Annotated in this window: 15 protein-coding genes and 1 other RNA gene; 4 read left to right on the top strand and 12 right to left on the bottom strand. The window is 52.7% G+C overall.

Annotated elements, in window-relative coordinates; genetic code table 11:
• Positions 1–9: 9 nt before the first annotated feature.
• Genes ubiH through JK216_RS14360 form a run of 3 tightly spaced genes read right to left on the bottom strand, consistent with a single transcriptional unit; the run spans position 10 to position 3,157 of the window.
• Entirely contained in the window at positions 10–1,188 is a 1,179-nt protein-coding gene (ubiH, locus tag JK216_RS14370; RefSeq protein ID WP_212709147.1) for a 2-octaprenyl-6-methoxyphenyl hydroxylase, read from the bottom strand.
• Between the two features lie 15 nt (positions 1,189–1,203).
• Positions 1,204–2,535, bottom strand: coding sequence for a Xaa-Pro aminopeptidase (gene pepP, locus JK216_RS14365; protein WP_212711146.1), 1,332 nt, complete (start codon positions 2,533–2,535; stop codon positions 1,204–1,206).
• 43 nt (positions 2,536–2,578) lie between these two features.
• Positions 2,579–3,157 carry a YecA family protein gene (locus tag JK216_RS14360; RefSeq protein ID WP_212709149.1) on the bottom strand — a complete coding sequence of 193 codons (579 nt, stop codon included), beginning with the start codon at positions 3,155–3,157 and terminating at the stop codon, positions 2,579–2,581.
• Positions 3,158–3,320: 163 nt separating this feature from the next.
• Here JK216_RS14360 and zapA point away from each other — a divergent pair, with 163 nt between their 5' ends.
• The 3 genes from zapA (at position 3,321) to JK216_RS14345 (ending at position 4,731) form a co-directional block, all read left to right on the top strand.
• Positions 3,321–3,650, top strand: coding sequence for a cell division protein ZapA (gene zapA / locus JK216_RS14355; RefSeq protein ID WP_212709150.1), 330 nt, complete (start codon positions 3,321–3,323; stop codon positions 3,648–3,650).
• Between the two features lie 39 nt (positions 3,651–3,689).
• Positions 3,690–3,874, top strand: a non-coding RNA gene (gene ssrS, locus JK216_RS14350) — 6S RNA.
• Positions 3,875–4,134: 260 nt separating this feature from the next.
• Positions 4,135–4,731, top strand: a complete 597-nt coding sequence (locus JK216_RS14345) for a 5-formyltetrahydrofolate cyclo-ligase (protein ID WP_212711147.1) — start codon at positions 4,135–4,137, stop codon at positions 4,729–4,731.
• Positions 4,732–4,787: 56 nt separating this feature from the next.
• Here JK216_RS14345 and serA read toward each other — a convergent pair whose 3' ends face one another.
• The gene (gene serA, locus JK216_RS14340; protein ID WP_212711148.1) at positions 4,788–6,026 is read right to left on the bottom strand and encodes a phosphoglycerate dehydrogenase; all 1,239 of its coding nucleotides are present in this window, start codon (positions 6,024–6,026) and stop codon (positions 4,788–4,790) included.
• 237 nt (positions 6,027–6,263) lie between these two features.
• Positions 6,264–6,929, bottom strand: coding sequence for a ribose-5-phosphate isomerase RpiA (gene rpiA / locus JK216_RS14335; protein WP_212710750.1), 666 nt, complete (start codon positions 6,927–6,929; stop codon positions 6,264–6,266).
• A gap of 191 nt (positions 6,930–7,120) precedes the next feature.
• Here rpiA and JK216_RS14330 point away from each other — a divergent pair, with 191 nt between their 5' ends.
• The gene (locus JK216_RS14330) at positions 7,121–8,026 is read left to right on the top strand and encodes a LysR family transcriptional regulator ArgP (protein WP_212709154.1); all 906 of its coding nucleotides are present in this window, start codon (positions 7,121–7,123) and stop codon (positions 8,024–8,026) included.
• Between the two features lie 27 nt (positions 8,027–8,053).
• On the opposite strand, the gene JK216_RS14325 is transcribed toward JK216_RS14330, so the two are convergent.
• The 7 genes from JK216_RS14325 to tkt all read right to left on the bottom strand — a co-directional run.
• Complete coding sequence (locus tag JK216_RS14325) at positions 8,054–8,791, bottom strand: oxidative stress defense protein (protein ID WP_212711149.1); 738 nt, start codon at positions 8,789–8,791, stop codon at positions 8,054–8,056.
• A 94-nt stretch (positions 8,792–8,885) separates the two neighbouring features.
• Positions 8,886–9,515 carry a LysE family transporter gene (locus JK216_RS14320; RefSeq protein WP_212711150.1) on the bottom strand — a complete coding sequence of 210 codons (630 nt, stop codon included), beginning with the start codon at positions 9,513–9,515 and terminating at the stop codon, positions 8,886–8,888.
• Positions 9,516–9,667: 152 nt separating this feature from the next.
• A complete protein-coding gene (gene mscS / locus JK216_RS14315; RefSeq protein ID WP_212709157.1) occupies positions 9,668–10,537 on the bottom strand; it encodes a small-conductance mechanosensitive channel MscS in 870 nt (289 codons plus the stop codon).
• A 331-nt stretch (positions 10,538–10,868) separates the two neighbouring features.
• Complete coding sequence (gene fbaA, locus JK216_RS14310) at positions 10,869–11,948, bottom strand: class II fructose-bisphosphate aldolase (RefSeq protein ID WP_212709710.1); 1,080 nt, start codon at positions 11,946–11,948, stop codon at positions 10,869–10,871.
• 86 nt (positions 11,949–12,034) lie between these two features.
• Positions 12,035–13,198 carry a phosphoglycerate kinase gene (gene pgk / locus JK216_RS14305; RefSeq protein ID WP_212711151.1) on the bottom strand — a complete coding sequence of 388 codons (1,164 nt, stop codon included), beginning with the start codon at positions 13,196–13,198 and terminating at the stop codon, positions 12,035–12,037.
• 50 nt (positions 13,199–13,248) lie between these two features.
• Complete coding sequence (epd, locus tag JK216_RS14300; RefSeq protein WP_212711152.1) at positions 13,249–14,268, bottom strand: erythrose-4-phosphate dehydrogenase; 1,020 nt, start codon at positions 14,266–14,268, stop codon at positions 13,249–13,251.
• A 313-nt stretch (positions 14,269–14,581) separates the two neighbouring features.
• Positions 14,582–16,543: transketolase (gene tkt / locus JK216_RS14295; RefSeq protein WP_212715385.1), on the bottom strand; the 1,962-nt coding region annotated here is incomplete at its 5' end.

Genomic DNA, 16,543 nt, shown 5'->3' with positions numbered 1-16,543 from the left:
ACTCTCTCATTAACGTTTTACCCAGCCCAGGGTACGCCCGGCCAGTTGATTTTTCAGCCACGGTAGTTTTTCCATGACGCTTAACCCCAGGTTGCGGCTGACGACCAGCGGCAGATCTTCACAGGAAAACAGCCTGACCAGCCCGTCAGTAATGGCAATGGTTTTCTGGCGATCCGGCAGACGTCGCTGGCGGTACTGGCTGAGTACCCGATGACTGCCCGTATCTTCTCCGGCAGCCGCCGCCTGTGCCACCGTTTCAGCCAGGGTCATAACATCCCGTAATCCGAGGTTAAACCCTTGTCCGGCAATCGGATGCAGTGTCTGGGCTGCATTACCGATCAGCGCCAGCCGGTGATGAGTGATATCAACCGCCTGTTGCAGGGCCAGCGGATAATAATCACGTTTACCGCAATGAATAAAACGTCCCTGACGCCAGCCAAATGCCTGCTGAAGTTGTTCCAGAAACTGCCGGTCAGTCCACTGGCTGATTTGCTGCCGCATGTCAGCCGGTAACGACCACACCAGCGAGAAGCGATGGCCGGACATCGGCAACAGTGCCAGCGGGCCATAAGGGGTGAAACGTTCATAAGCACGGCCGGCCGGCAGTTGGCTGGTGGTGACATTAGCAATCACCGCCAGTTGCCGGTAGTCCTCTTTCTGCCAGCGGATACCACAACCGGCGGCCAGAGACGAACCGGAGCCGTTCGCAGCCACCAGCAGGCTGCCGGTCAGGGTTTCACCGTTGTCCAGGCTGACCGTGACCTGCTGCGCGGTACGCTGTACCTGTGTGACCTGTGCAGGGCACACCACCCGCACCCCGGCAGCATTGTTCAGCCGTGAAAACAGCCGGAGTCCGGCATCATAGAGTTCCAGCACATTTCCCAACGCCGGCAGATGATACTGGCGATGGCTGATCCGCACCATGCCCGGGTGGCCGCGGTCACTGACATGAATATCGGTGATCGGCGTCGCACAATCGGCAAGCGATGACCAGACACCGATATTATCCAGTTGCTGACAGGTTCCAGCCGCAAGGGCAATCGCCCGGCCGTCAAATCCGGGATGCCCGCGCTCGCCGGGGGCTGTGGCTTCAATCAGGGTGACAGGGAGTTTCCCTTCCGTCAGGTGAGAGATTGCCAGCGCCAGTGTGGCCCCGGTCATCCCTCCCCCCGCAATTATTATGCTCATGGCGAAGTATTTAGCCTATGGGTGATGTGACTGACTGGCCGCAGCCATCAGTGCCTCAATATCGTCTGCATTTTTTACTACAGTATCGGTCAGGTTTTCATGACCGTGCTCAGTAATCAGGATATCGTCTTCAATTCTTATACCAATACCGCGATATTGTGCCGGAACATCCGCGTCCGGCGCAATGTACAGCCCCGGTTCAACGGTTAATACCATGCCGGGTTCCAGTAACCGTTCGCGGGAAGCAGAACCGTAATCACCGACATCATGCACATCCAGCCCCATCCAGTGGCCCAGACCATGCATATAGAACTGGCGATGGGCATTCTCCGCGATCAGAACCTCCACTTCCCCCTGCATGATGCCCAGCGCCACCAGGCCGCTGACCATAATGCGGATAACTTCGTCATTGACCTGACGGATGCTGACGCCCGGCCGGTACAGGGACAGGGCTTTTTCCAGAGAGGCCAGCACAATGTCATAGATCTGTCGCTGCGCCGGGCTGAAACGGCCATTCACCGGGAACGTTCGCGTAATATCCCCGGCATAGCCGTAGAGTTCGCAGCCGGCATCAATCAGTACCAGCTCGCCGTCACGCAGTTCACTTTCATTTTCGGTGTAATGCAGAATACAGGCATTCGCCCCGCCACCAACGATGGTGTTATAAGCCGGTACCCGCGAGCCATGACGGCTGAATTCGTAGTGAATTTCACCTTCCAGCTGATATTCATATTTTCCCGGACGGCAGCTTTGCATCGCCCGCTGATGGGCAAGGGCTGAGATTTTGCCGGTCTGCCGCAGAATATTAATTTCTTCCGCGTCTTTAAACAGTCGCATTTCGTGTACCCGCGGCCGCCAGTCCGTGACGGTGGAGGGTGCCTGAAGATTCTGTCGACTGCCGTTACGTAATTTTTCCAGTGCTTCAGCGACTTTCCGGTCGGCAAACCGGTATTCGCCACTGGCATGATAGATGACGTCCAGACCGTTCAGCAGCTGGTATAACTGCTGGTCCAGTTCATCCCACGGCAGGGCTTTATCCACCGCCAGAGCCTGCGGGGCAGCTTCCTGACCGAGACGGCGGCCAAACCAGGTTTCGGCACTCAGGTCCCGGACCCGGTTAAACAGAACACTGTGACTATGATTTTCATCACTTTTTATCAGTACCAGCAAAGCGTCCGGCTCATTAAATCCGGTGAAGTACCAGAAGTCACTGTTCTGCCGGTACAGATATTCAGTATCACGACTGCGGGTGACTTCCGGGGCGGCAAAAAATAAAGCCGCACTGCCCGGTGCCATTGTCGCCAGCAGTTTACGGCGACGCTGTTGATAGTTTTCCAGAGTAATCATAATCAGGCTCCCTGTTACCGCGTGGCTTACGCCCGGGATTTCATTAATGCAAAGTGGGTTTCTGTATTTCAGGCACAGATGGCTGCGGTCGATTAAATGTTTCGTAGCACAGTACCGCGGCAACCCGCACATACTCCACCACTTCTTCGAGTGACTGCTCCAGTTCCTGCTGGTCTTCCTCTTCATCGTAGCCCAGCTGAGCGATAGTACGCAGATCATCGATGGCTTCGCCCGTTTCGCCGGTCACTTTGTCCAGTTTAGGCTGGGTAACACCGAGGCCAAGCAGGAAATGATTTACCCAGCCGGCCAGCGCATCCGCACGTTCAAAAACAGTGGAATTGCTGTCATCCGGCATTAACAGGCGGAACATAAAGCCGTCATCTTCGAGGGTTTGCTGAACCGAGTCATGTAACTGCTGTAACGGCTGCGACAGGGGCTGTGAAAAGGCCATGCCGTCGTTCGCCAGGTCATGAACCAGCGTTTTCCAGCTGTGATCCTGATTGCCACCACAGATAATGCCGCTGATTAAACCGTGCATTTCTGCGGCGGTCATACCTACGCCCTGTGACGATAATGTCGCAGATAAGGCGTCGAAAGAAGGTAGTGCGTTCTGTAAGGACATAGTTATTCATCAATGTTGGAAAGTTAAGTTCATGGTATGCTACCACTAGCAGCCTGAAGGATTCCAGAAAAGGGGTTGTAAGTTATAATTCAGGTCTATATAGTGGCCCCCGTTCCCCGATAAAGCATCGGATGCGGGTAATGTAATCAGTCAGGAAGGTGGCATGTCTGCGCAACCAGTAGATATACAAATATTTGGTCGTTCGTTAAGAGTTAACTGTCCGCCGGAACAGCAGGAAGCACTCACTGCGGCAGCAACTGACCTTGACCAGCGCTTACAGGACCTGAAGGTCCGCACCCGGGTGAACAATACTGAGCAATTAGTATTTATTGCTGCGCTAAACATCTGTCATGAGTTAGCACAGGAAAAAAATAAAACCCGTGATTACGCGTCGAATATGGAACAACGTATTCGCATGCTGCAGCAGACTATTGAACAGGCACTAGTCGAGCAGGGCCGGATTACCGACCATCAGGGACCGAAATTCGAATAACACTTTATGAATCCTGTGCTAGACTATTCATGAAGTAAATTTTCTCTGGGATGTTTGCGAGCGGGCCAGTCCCCTGAGCCGATATTTCATACCAAACAGAATGTGGCGCCTCATTAACTGTGAGCATGCCCGGTCCGTCCGGGAAGCCTGATGATAATGACGACATGTTCACCTTGAACCAAGGGTTCAAGGGTTACAGCCTGCAGCGGCATCCCGGAGATCTCCCCTTTTAACACAATGCGACACAGTTTTTTTCACCTGTTCCGGCATTGTTTTTTTCCTGCTTAATTAATCGGCAGTATTTTATCTGTCCGGTATTATCCCCTGTTATTTATCCGGTTATATTTTATTGCCGGTTATTTTATTGCCGGTTATTTCTAATCTGTAGTAGTCTGTTTACAGATAACCGTTGCACTGTCATGGTTATTTCCCACCGCCAGCCCTGTGCTGGATTAACGTTTCCATAATTACTACGGACAGTCACGTGAGTTCTTTTTCTCCGGTTGCTGCACGGCAACAGATCCGTGCCGAAATTCGCCGTTTACGTCAGGCCCTGAGCAGCGAACAGCAGCAACAGGCTGCACAGGCGGCTGCCTGCCGGGCAATGGCTTTCCCGCCGATACAACAGGCGCAGAAAGTTGCCCTGTTTCTGTCATTTGATGGTGAACTGGATACCGGGCCATTAATCAGGCAGCTCTGGCAGCAGGGACAACAGGTTTATCTGCCGGTACTGCACCCTTTTTCTGCCGGACAGCTGTTATTTCTCCGCTACCTGCCGGAGACCCCGCTGCTAAAGAACCGGCTGGGAATTGATGAGCCCCCTTTAGATATCCGCCAGCTGGCGACCCTCGATCAGCTGGACGTGATGCTGGTTCCGCTGGTCGCCTTTGATGCGACAGGACAGCGGCTGGGAATGGGCGGTGGTTTTTATGACCGGACGCTGCAGCGCTGGCAACAGCATGGCTGTTTACCGGTGGGGATTGCTCACAGCTGCCAGCAGGTTACCGCTCTGCCGGCGGAACACTGGGATATCCCGCTACCGGCGCTGATAACCCCGGACAATATCTGGCAATGGTCGTGATTAAGGGCGGAAAAAGCAGGATTCCGGGGGACTAAACGCCCCCCGGATTTAGCGGATCAGTACAGCAGGCGGGCACGCAGAGTACCCTGAATGTTTTTCATTAATTCGAGTGCTTTGTCGGCCACATCCTGCGGCGCGTCAATATCAATCACCACATATCCCATATACGGGGTGGTTTGCAGATACTGCCCGACAATATTGATACCCTGTTCGGCAAAAATCTGGTTGATGGCTGTCAGTACACCAGGCCGGTTTTCATGGATATGCAGCAAACGGCTGGCGCTGGCCGCGTGGGCCGGCAGTGACACTTCCGGGAAGTTAACCGCTGACAGTGTTGATCCGTTATCAGAATATTTGATCAGTTTACCGGAAACTTCGACACCGATATTTTCCTGAGCTTCTTCTGTAGAGCCGCCGATATGCGGAGTCAGGATAACGTTGTCGAATTCACATAATGGTGACACAAAAGGATCGCTGTTGGTGGCCGGTTCAACAGGATAGACATCAATCGCTGCCCCGCCAACATGCTTGCTGGCCAGCGCATCACATAAGGCCGGAATATCGATCACCGTGCCCCGTGAGGCGTTGATTAGCAGGCCACCTTTTTTCATCGCCGCCAGTTCGGCTGCCGCAATCATATTCTGAGTTGCCGGCGTTTCAGGCACATGCAGGCTGACCACATCGCTCATATTCAGTAAGTCATGCAGTTTCTTCACCTGGGTGGCGTTACCTAATGGCAGTTTATCTTCCACGTCATAGAAGAACACATTCATCCCGAGGCTTTCGGCCAGCACGCTCAGCTGCATACCGATATGACCGTAACCGACGATCCCCAGTTTTTTACCGCGCGCTTCAAAGGAACCTTTGGCATTTTTGTTCCAGATACCCCGGTGGGCTTTGGCATTGGCTTCCGGAATACCGCGCAGTAATAACAGCAATTCACCGATCACCAGTTCAGCAACTGAACGGGTGTTAGAGAACGGTGCATTAAAGACCGGAATACCCCGTTTAGCGGCAGCATCCAAATCAACCTGGTTAGTTCCGATACAGAAACATCCCACGGCAATCAGCTTCTCGGCAGCCGCGAACACTTCTTCAGTGAGCTGTGAACGCGAACGGATCCCGATAAAGTGCGCGTCACGAATCGAATTTTTCAGGGATTCCGTGTCCAGTGCGCCCTTATGAAATTCGATATTGGTATAACCGGCTGCCCGTAAATTATCCAGTGCTGTCTGATGGACACCTTCCACCAGCAGGAACTTAATTTTGTCTTTCTCGAGTGATACCTTTGCCATTGCCCGACCTTATGGTTAATGATGTTGATACGAATATAAGAATTTCTTCTGTCAAAATAACAAATATTACGCTGCGGGCAACAGAAAACGATTGCGCCGGTTTATTGCCTGCCCGCAACAGGCAGCAGATCAGAGTAACAACGGTCTCTGTTCTGGCTGTCAGAAAGCATATTTAATCTGGTAATAACAGAAATGTGATATAAATCACTGAAAAGCAGCAACAAAAAAAGACGACGTTCAGTCGTCTTTATTCAGGGTGATCACTCCGGCGTCGGTACCAATCAGCGCCACATCGGCACCTCTGGCAGCAAACAGGCCGGTGGTCACCACCCCCGCCAGGGCGTTGATCTTAATCTCCAGTTCACGCGGATTGACAATACTCAGGTTGTGAACGTCGAGAATAATATTGCCATTATCGGTGACCACATTTGGCCGGTACTCTGGTAACCCGCCCAGTTTCACCAGCTGCCGTGCGACATAGGATCTGGCCATCGGGATCACTTCGACGGGCAGCGGAAAGTGCCCCAGTACATCCACCTGTTTGGAGCTGTCAGCAATACAGATAAATTTATCCGCCACTGCCGCTATGATCTTTTCACGGGTCAGGGCTGCACCGCCGCCCTTGATCATCTGCATCTGCGGGTTAATTTCGTCGGCTCCGTCAACGTAGATCGATAACTGGTCAACCGTATTCAGATCCAGTACCGGGATACCATAAGCCAGTAGTTTTTTGGTCGATGCTTCTGAGCTGGAAACCGTACCTTCAATGTCATGTTTAATGGTGGCCAATGCATCAATAAAATGGGCTGCCGTACTGCCGGTGCCAACACCGACAATGCTGCCCGGCCGCACATATTTCAACGCTGCCCAGCCTACCGCTTTTTTTAGTTCATCCTGGCTCATGATATGTTTAACCCTGTACGCTCTGTTGGTTAACGTAGTATAAAACAAGCTACAGGAAAATAATTAGTGTTACTGACAGATTTCGTGCTTTGCAGACCAGCTGGCTGATTTTTCAGGCATTACGGCTGACTGACCATGGCAAACATAATAATACAGGGTGCATTCTCCCTGCAGCAGAGAGCAAAATAACCATGAAACGCCCCGATTACCGAACACTTCAGGCACTGGATGCCGTTATCCGCGAACGGGGCTTCGAGCGTGCCGCACAAAAGCTTTGCATTACCCAGTCGGCGGTGTCACAGCGCATTAAACAGCTGGAAAACCTGTTTGGTCAGCCGCTGCTGGTCAGAACTGTCCCGCCCCGTCCGACAGAACAAGGCCAGAAATTACTGGCCCTGCTGCATCAGGTAGAAATGCTGGAAGAACAATGGCTGGCAGACGAAAGCGGCAGCAGTACTCCGTTATTACTGTCGATTGCGGTTAACGCTGACAGCCTGGCGACCTGGTTGCTGCCGGCACTGAAAGACGTACTGGCCGATTCACCGGTCCGGCTGAATTTACAGGTGGAAGATGAAAGCCGTACCCAGGAACGTTTGCGGCGCGGCGAGGTGGTCGGTGCTGTCAGTATCCAGCCACAGGCACTGCCGAGTTGTCTGGTTGACCAACTGGGGGCACTGGATTATCTGTTTGTTGCTTCACCTGAATTTGCCAGACGCTATTTCCCGAACGGGGTTACCCGCCCGGCCCTGTTAAAAGCACCGGCGGTGGCCTTTGATCATCTGGATGATATGCATCAGGCGTTTTTGCAGCAATATTTCGACCTGCCTCCCGGCAGTGTGCCCTGCCATATTGTCAATTCATCAGAGGCTTTTGTTCAGCTGGCCAGGCAGGGCTCGGTGTGCTGTATGATCCCGCATTTACAGATCGGCGGCGAGCTGGCGCGCGGTGAACTGGTGGATTTAACCCCCGGCCTGTTCCAGCGGCGGATGCTGTACTGGCACCGTTTCGCTCCGGAAAGCCGTTTAATGCGCCGGGTGACGGATGCATTACTGGAACACGGCCATGGCGTACTACGCCAGGGCGAATTTGCTGACTGAGCAGCCCCGGCCACCGGAGAGGCTCAGTCAGGGAACCGCAGGCTGCTGCGGTTTCAGTTCGAAGACGACACTTAGCTGGTCATCAAAACTGACACTCTGCTGCTGATAGGTTTCTTCCGGGCTAGTCTCTGCACTGGCTTTTGCCAGTCCGTAGAAGCGCATTACCGGCTGTGGCTGAGGTTGCTGAGCATGATAGCGGATACTCCAGACCGGTCCCAGTTGTGCATTAAAACCTTTGGCTACCGCCTGTGCCTGACTGATAGCATCTTTTATCGCCTCATCCCGTGCCTGCAGCTGATAACGTGCCGCGTCGCTGACTGCCGGGGTGACAGCACGGATTTCATCTAACCCTGAATTCAGGGCCCCTTCCAGCAGCGTATTCAGCCTGTCTATATGACGCACCGTTACGCTTACCTGACGTTCTGCCTGGTAACCGGTCAACTGTGCTGTTCCCTGTTTGCTGTAATCATATTGCGCGCGGGTGGAGATATTGGCGGCATCAATGTCCTTACTATCAATACCGTTTTTCTTCAGAAAATCGAAATAGAGCGCCACCCGCTGGTCGGCCTGTTTTTTCGCCTGTGCGGCCTGTTTGTCGGTCACCCGGACATCAATACTGAGGGTAGCCATATCAGGTTTGACCTTTACCAGCGCCTGACCGGTCACCGCAATATGGGGTGAATCGGGCGATTCGGCCGCAATAACCGGCAGGGATGATACCCCTGCAGCGAAGATAGCCGGGATAACCAGCGACTGTAATTTCACAATACGGCTCCTGTCTGTGGATGTCAGCCCGTGAATACAGGCAGTGATAACTGATTGGAGTCACGGGAATACGGAAAGTTCTGCGGCACTGCTGTTATCTGTCTGCCCGCAGCATTAGCAGACCTTCGGCAGCCAGGCGGAGTGCCAGATAAAACATCATCCCGGCCACCAGCAAATTAATCACCTGCCGGGGGCGGCCACGCTTCAGTAACGGTGACAATCCGCTGGCCAGTAATGCCAGAGCATAAAACCAGACGACCGATGCCGTCACTGCCCCCAGCGCAAACCAGATACGTGACGGGGCCGGAACCTGACTGCCCAGGCTCCCGAGCACTACAAAGGTATCCAGATAGACATGGGGATTCAGCCAGGTGACGGCAATTAAGGTTAAGAGTATTTTAACGCGTTGCTGTGCCAGCGGGGGCTGTCCGGCGCTTTCAGCCACAGGCCGCCACACCTGACGAAGTGTACCGGCGGCATACCACAGCAGGAAAGCACAGCCTGCCCAGGTAATACACTGCAATGCCAGCGGCGATTGCTGCAGAATTGTACTGCCACCAAAAATACCGGCACAGATAAGCAGCACATCACTGAGGATACAGAAGCTGGCAGCCATCAGTGCATAACGGCGTAAAACTCCCTGATTAAGGATTAAGGTATTCTGCGGGCCCAGTGGCAGAATAAGTGCCAGCCCGAGGGTAATTCCCTGTAAATAGAATAACATAGACAAACTCCGATTAATGAATGGGCAGAGTCTGGCGATTTCCGGGCAGAAAAGGAAATGGAAAGAACTTATCGATAATTAGAAAAAATAATAATCCGGGGGGAGTTGGCGGGCCTGTCCGCCAGAAAACTGGCGGCAGGCCATCATCATAATTACTGTTTGCCGTCGATAGCCGGCGCAGAATTATTCACGATATGTACATCCATTTGCGGGTAAGGGATACCAATATTATTTGCATCCAGTGCCCGTTTGAAACCGGCCATCAGGTCCCAGTAAGTCTGGGTCTGATCGTTATAGGTGGTCCAGCAACGAACAACGATATTCAGCGTTGACGCCCCCATTTCGTTCAGGGCAACCACAATCGGTTTATCCTGAATTACACGCGGCTCAGCTTCCACCACTTTGCGCAGTACCGAAAACACTTCGTCGATATCTGCATCATAAGAGACACCGATAATAAACTGGCTGCGGCTCATTGGCTCACGGCTGTAGTTGATAATTTTGCCGGAAATAATGCTGCCGTTCGGCACCACAATAATCTTCCCGTCACTGCTTTTCAGGGTCGTAGAGAAGATTTGTACACTCAGTACGGTACCGGCAGCGCCGTTGATGTCCACGTATTCACCGACACGGAACGGACGCAGGGTAACCAGCAATACACCTGCCGCAAGGTTCGACAGAGAACCTTGTAATGACAGGCCCACCGCCAGACCAACGGCACCCAGTACAGCGATTACCGAGGCGGTCTGTACACCGACACGGCTAAGGGCGGCGATTAAGGTAAAGGCGATAACACCGTAACGTACCAGTACCGCCAGAAAGTCGGCCACCGTCTGATCGATACTGCGGGCCAGCAGAACTTTGTTCAGGGCGTTTGATACCACGCGGGCAACCAGAAAACCAAAAAAGAGGATGGCAATGGCAGCCGCAATATTGACGACATAACCCAGCAACAGTTCCTGGTTACGTGCCAGCCAGCTGCCGGCATTATGAATGCTATCTACGACGTTTATGTCTTGCATCAAATAATCCTGTAATAAAAATTCCTGAGTGAATCAAGGGTAGCTGATTTACCAGCTGCTCAGCGCAAAGGGTAAACAATAAATGGCTGAATGCCAAATCCGGTAACCGCTGAACGGTGATTTTTAAGACACTGTTACCTGATATTACCGGTCCGACGGCCGTGGCCGCCAGGCTGATAATCCGCGGTTTTACCGGCCGGAGGCAGGCGGCGGAAGTACAGCAATACAGTCCGCCCCGTTGGCCCCGGGATAAGGTGAGCCCCTGCTGCCGCGCGGATGACAGAAATAAAAAAGCCCGCCGGGCGGCGGGCTTTCCGATAACAGTCTCGATTTACAGGCGATCGATAGCGTTCAGCTCTCTGAATGCCTGCTCTACGCGTTCCACCATTGAACTCTGGGCGGCACGTAACCAGACACGCGGATCATAGTATTTTTTGTTCGGCTTATCGGCACCTTCCGGGTTACCCAACTGCGACTGCAGGTAACCTTCGTTCTTTTTGTAGAACTCAAGAATACCGTGCCAGTTAGCCCACTGGGTATCAGTATCGATGTTCATTTTAATGACACCGTAACCGATAGACTCTTTGATTTCTTCCGGGGTCGAACCTGAACCACCATGGAAGACAAAGTTCAGTGCATTGTGCGGCAGACCATGTTTTTCGCTGACATAGTCCTGAGAATTACGCAGGATTTTTGGTGTCAGCTGAACGTTACCTGGTTTATAAACACCGTGCACGTTACCGAAAGAGGCTGCGATAGTGAAATTCGGGCTGATTGCGCTCAGCTTCTGGTAAGCATAGTCGACATCTTCCGGCTGGGTATACAGAGCCGAGTTATCCAGATGTGAGTTATCGACACCATCTTCTTCACCGCCGGTACAACCCAGTTCAATTTCCAGCGTCATACCCATTTTAGCCATACGGGCCAGGTATTTACTGCTGATTTCAATGTTTTCTTCCAGTGACTGCTCTGACAGGTCAATCATATGGGAAGAGAACAGAGGTTTACCGGTTTTGGCAAAGTGCGCTTCACCGGCATCCAGCAGGCCGTCGATCCACGGCAGCAGTTTTTTCGCGCAATGGTCAGTATGCAGGATCACTGGCACACCATAAGCTTCAGCCATCAGATGCACATGATGGGCACCGGCAATCGCACCCATAATAGATGCGCCCTGCGGTTTGTCAGTTTTATAGCCTTTACCGGCGATAAAAGCAGCACCACCGTTAGAGAACTGAATAATGACCGGGGCTTTTACTTTCGCTGCGGCTTCAAGTACCGCGTTAATTGAGTCACTGCCCACACAGTTTACCGCAGGCAGAGCAAAGTGGTTTTCTTTGGCAACTTTAAAGATTTTCTGAACATCTTCACCAGTAACTACACCGGGTTTTACGAAATCAAAAATTTTAGACATAACATTGTCCTGTTTCGTTGGCCGTATACGGAAGCCCGTCAATCGGGAAAAATCGATGTGGCCTGACGGCCACATCTGCTGCTGAATTACTGTTTTGCGCGCTCTTCCAGCATCGCAACCGCCGGAAGTTTTTTGCCTTCGACAAACTCAAGGAAAGCACCACCGCCGGTGGAAATATAAGAAATTTTATCTTCAAGACCGAACAGGTCGATTGCCGCCAGGGTATCACCGCCGCCTGCCACAGAGAATGCATCGCTATCAGCGATAGCGTTGGCAACAATTTCAGTTCCTTTACGGAAATTAGGGAATTCGAACACGCCGACCGGACCATTCCACAGGATGGTTTTGGCTTCTTTAAGAATTTTAGCCATCGCCAGGGCAGTTTCGTAACCGAAGTCCATAATTTCTTCGTTGTCTTTAATCTCGCTGACGCGCTTAACCGTGGCCGGAGCCGTTTCAGAGAACTCAGTCCCTACACGGGAATCGGTCGGTACCGGGATACCGTACTGGTCGCGCAGTTTTTTCGCTGCATCGACAAACTCAGGCTCGTACAGTGATTTACCCACTTTGTTGTCGATAGCCACAAATGTATTCGCAATACCGCCACCGACAATCACCGTGTCGGCAATGTTAACCAGTGATTGTAATACATCAAATTTGGTCGAGACTTTTGAACCACCGACCACTGCAACCATCGGCCGGGCCGGATTACTCATTGCTTTACCCAGCGCTTCCAGCTCTGCAGACAGTAACGGGCCGGCACAGGCGATAGGGGCAAATTTACCCACCCCGTGGGTCGAGGCCTGGGCACGGTGTGCCGTACCAAAAGCATCCATCACAAACACATCACAGAGTTCGGCATATTTTTTCGACAGGGTTTCGTCGTCTTTTTTCTCACCTTTGTTAAAACGGACGTTCTCCAGAACGACCAGTTCACCAGGCTGAACCTCAACCCCGTCCAGATAATCTTTAGCCAGTTTTACGCTGGTGTCGCCCAGTTTATCTTTCAGGTAGTTAACCACAGGCAACAGGGAGAATTCTTCGTTGTATTCACCTTCGGTCGGACGTCCCAGGTGAGAGGTAACCATGACTTTAGCCCCCTGTTTCAGGGCAGATTCAATCGTTGGCAATGATGCACGAATACGGGCATCAGACGTTACTTTCCCGTCTTTTACCGGCACATTAAGATCGGCACGAATCAGTACACGTTTACCCGCAAGATCCAGATCGGTCATTTTAATCACAGACATGGTGAATCCTCTCGTTAACTCTCATAAGTTTTGCCAGGCGCTATCACGCCTTACCTGAAATTACCTGCAGACATTGCTAACGTAGTATCCAGCATCCGGTTAGCAAAGCCCCATTCGTTATCGCACCATACCAGGGTTTTCACCAGGTGCTTACCACTGACCCGCGTCTGGGTGCCATCGACAATAGCACTGTGGGGAGCATGGTTAAAATCAACCGACACTAACGGTAATTCCGTGTAATCGACTATACCACGAAATATCCCCTGCGCAGCGTTGTGCAACACTTCGTTAACCCGTGCTGCTGTCACCGGTGTTTCCAGCGTAACACTCAGATCGATGGCCGTCACATTGATTACCGGTACCCGTACCGCGATGGCTTCAAAGCGATCGGCAAACTTCGGCAGTATCCTTGTGATCCCGGCCGCCAGCCGGGTATCGACCGGAATAATCGACTGACTGGCCGCACGGGTACGGCGTAAGTCGTCATGATACGCATCCAGCACCTGCTGGTCGTGCATCGATGAATGAATAGTGGTTACCGTACCCGATACGATACTGAAAGCATCATCCAGTAATTTAATCACCGGGATAATACAATTTGTGGTACAGGAAGCATTAGAGACAATCCGGTCTTCGGCTTTCAACTGCTGATGGTTGACACCGTAAACCACGGTTGCGTCCAGATCGTTGCCTCCCGGATGAGAAAACAGCACTTTTTTTGCCCCGGCCGCCAGATGCGCTTCACCGTCGGCCCGGCTGCCATATTTACCGGTACAGTCCAGCACAATATCAATATCCAGTTCACGCCACGGCAGCCCTGAAATCTGTGGCTGGTGCAGTAAGCGAATGCTGTCACGGCCTACTTTCAGTACTTCATCTTCCAGCCGTACCTCATAGGCAAAACGACCATGGCTGGTGTCATACTTCAGTAAATGGGCGATACCCTGGCTGTCGGCCAGTTCATTAATCGCCACCACGGAAATATCCGTATGTCTGCCAGTTTCATACAAGGCCCGTAATACGCCACGGCCAATACGCCCAAAACCATTTATCGCAATTCTGATGGTCATTTTACCCGGATTACCCTTACCTGCCGTGACGTTAACCGTGATTCACGTCACTGCTGTCAGTTTAACTACCACTGCATTGTCGGTTCATTCGCCGTTGCAATCGCTCAACTGAAACGCTTCAGCTGAGAATAGTTCATGGCATGCGGCACGGGAATGACTGAGATCAACTGCAATTCTAATAATTAGATCAGCTTCACATTTTTAGCCACCGATTGTGCATAAAAAGCACAGTCAGCCTTTAGTGTAGCTAAAAAAAAACAGCATGACAGAACGCTGCCATGCTGTGATATTTAACCGATCGTCAGACTACCGTTTACAGCAGGGCGCTGGCTTTAGCCACCACATTGTCAACCGTAAAACCGAACTCAGCAAATAACTGCTCTGCCGGGGCGGATTCGCCGAAGCTGGTCATACCGACAATCGCACCGTTCAGCCCGGTATATTTATACCAGTAGTCCGCAATACCCGCTTCCACGGCCACACGGGCGCTGACTGCCGCCGGCAGTACTGACTCGCGGTAAGCGGCATCCTGCTTATCAAACGCATCGGTGGACGGCATAGAAACCACCCGCACTTTACGGCCATCGGCACTCAGTTTATCTGCCGCCGCCACAGCCAGGGAGACTTCTGAACCGGTGGCAATCAGGATCAGTTCCGGCTGACCGTCACAGTCTTTCAGGATATAACCGCCACGGGCCACGTTTGCCAGCTGCTCTGCGCTGCGCGGCTGCTGGGTCAGGTTCTGACGGGAGAAAATCAGAGCCGTAGGTCCGTCCTGACGCTCGATAGCATATTTCCAGGCCACCGCAGACTCCACCTGGTCACACGGACGCCAGGTGCTCATATTCGGGGTGGTACGCAGGCTGGCAATCTGTTCTACCGGCTGATGGGTCGGGCCGTCTTCACCCAGACCAATAGAGTCATGGGTATAGACCAGGATCTGACGGATTTTCATCAGTGCGGCCATACGTGCGGCATTACGCGCATATTCGACAAACATCAGGAAAGTTGCAGTGTACGGCAGGAACCCCCCGTGCAGTGCCAGGCCATTGGCGATAGCCGTCATACCGAATTCACGGACACCGTAATGGATGTAGTTACCGGCCGCATCTTCGTTGATCGGTGTTGAGCCGGACCACATGGTCAGGTTACTTGGTGCCAGGTCAGCTGAACCGCCCAGGTATTCCGGCAGCAACTTACCAAAGGTTTCGATAGCATTCTGCGACGCTTTACGGCTGGCAATATTCGCCGGGTTAGCCTGCAGCTGTTCGATATACTTCTGTGATTCTGCCTGCCAGTTTTCCGGCAGCTGTTCTGAGGTACGGCGGATAAACTCTTTCGCCAGCTCAGGGAATGCCTGACGGTAAGCGGCAAATTTGCTGTCCCAGTCCTGTTCTTTTTTCTGACCGGCGGCTTTGGCATCCCAGGCGGCATAGATNGGGATTTCGAACGGCGGGTAGTTCCAGCCCAGCTGTTTGCGGGTCAGCGCGATCTCTTCATCACCCAGCGGTGCACCGTGAGCATCATGAGAACCGGCTTTATTCGGCGAACCGAAACCAATCACGGTTTTACACATCAGCAGCGACGGTTTATCCGTGACGCGGCGGGCTTCTTCGATAGCCTGGCGTACCGCTTCGCTGTCGTGACCGTCGATGCCGCGGATCACATGCCAGCCATAGGCCTCAAAGCGCATGCCGGTATCATCTGTAAACCAGCCGTCGATTTCGCCGTCAATCGAGATGCCGTTGTCATCATAAAACGCCACCAGTTTGCCGAGTTTCAGGGTCCCGGCCAGTGAACAGACTTCGTGAGAAATCCCTTCCATCATACAACCGTCACCCATAAAGACGTAGGTGTGGTGGTCAACAATCTGGTGACCCGGACGGTTAAACTGGGCCGCCAGAGTGCGTTCAGCAATCGCAAAACCGACCGCGTTGGCAATGCCCTGGCCGAGCGGACCGGTGGTGGTTTCCACGCCCGGGGTATAGCCGTATTCCGGGTGGCCCGGGGTACGGGAGTGCAGCTGACGGAAGTTTTCCAGTTCGGTGATCGGCAGGTCATAACCCGTGAGGTGCAGCAGGCTGTAAATCAGCATTGAGCCATGGCCGTTAGACAGCACAAAGCGGTCACGGTCAGCCCATGACGGGTTCTGCGGGTTATGGTTCAGGAAATCACGCCACAATACTTCGGCGATATCAGCCATGCCCATCGGGGCACCCGGGTGACCGGATTTGGCTTTTTGCACAGCGTCCATACTGAGGGCACGGATCGCATT

It is taken from the genome of Tatumella sp. JGM94, from assembly GCF_018257595.1.
Taxonomy (GTDB): Bacteria; Pseudomonadota; Gammaproteobacteria; order Enterobacterales; family Enterobacteriaceae; genus Tatumella; species Tatumella punctata.
The sequence above is the reverse complement of the archived record's forward strand: the minus strand, read 5'-3'. Positions and strand labels throughout refer to the sequence as shown.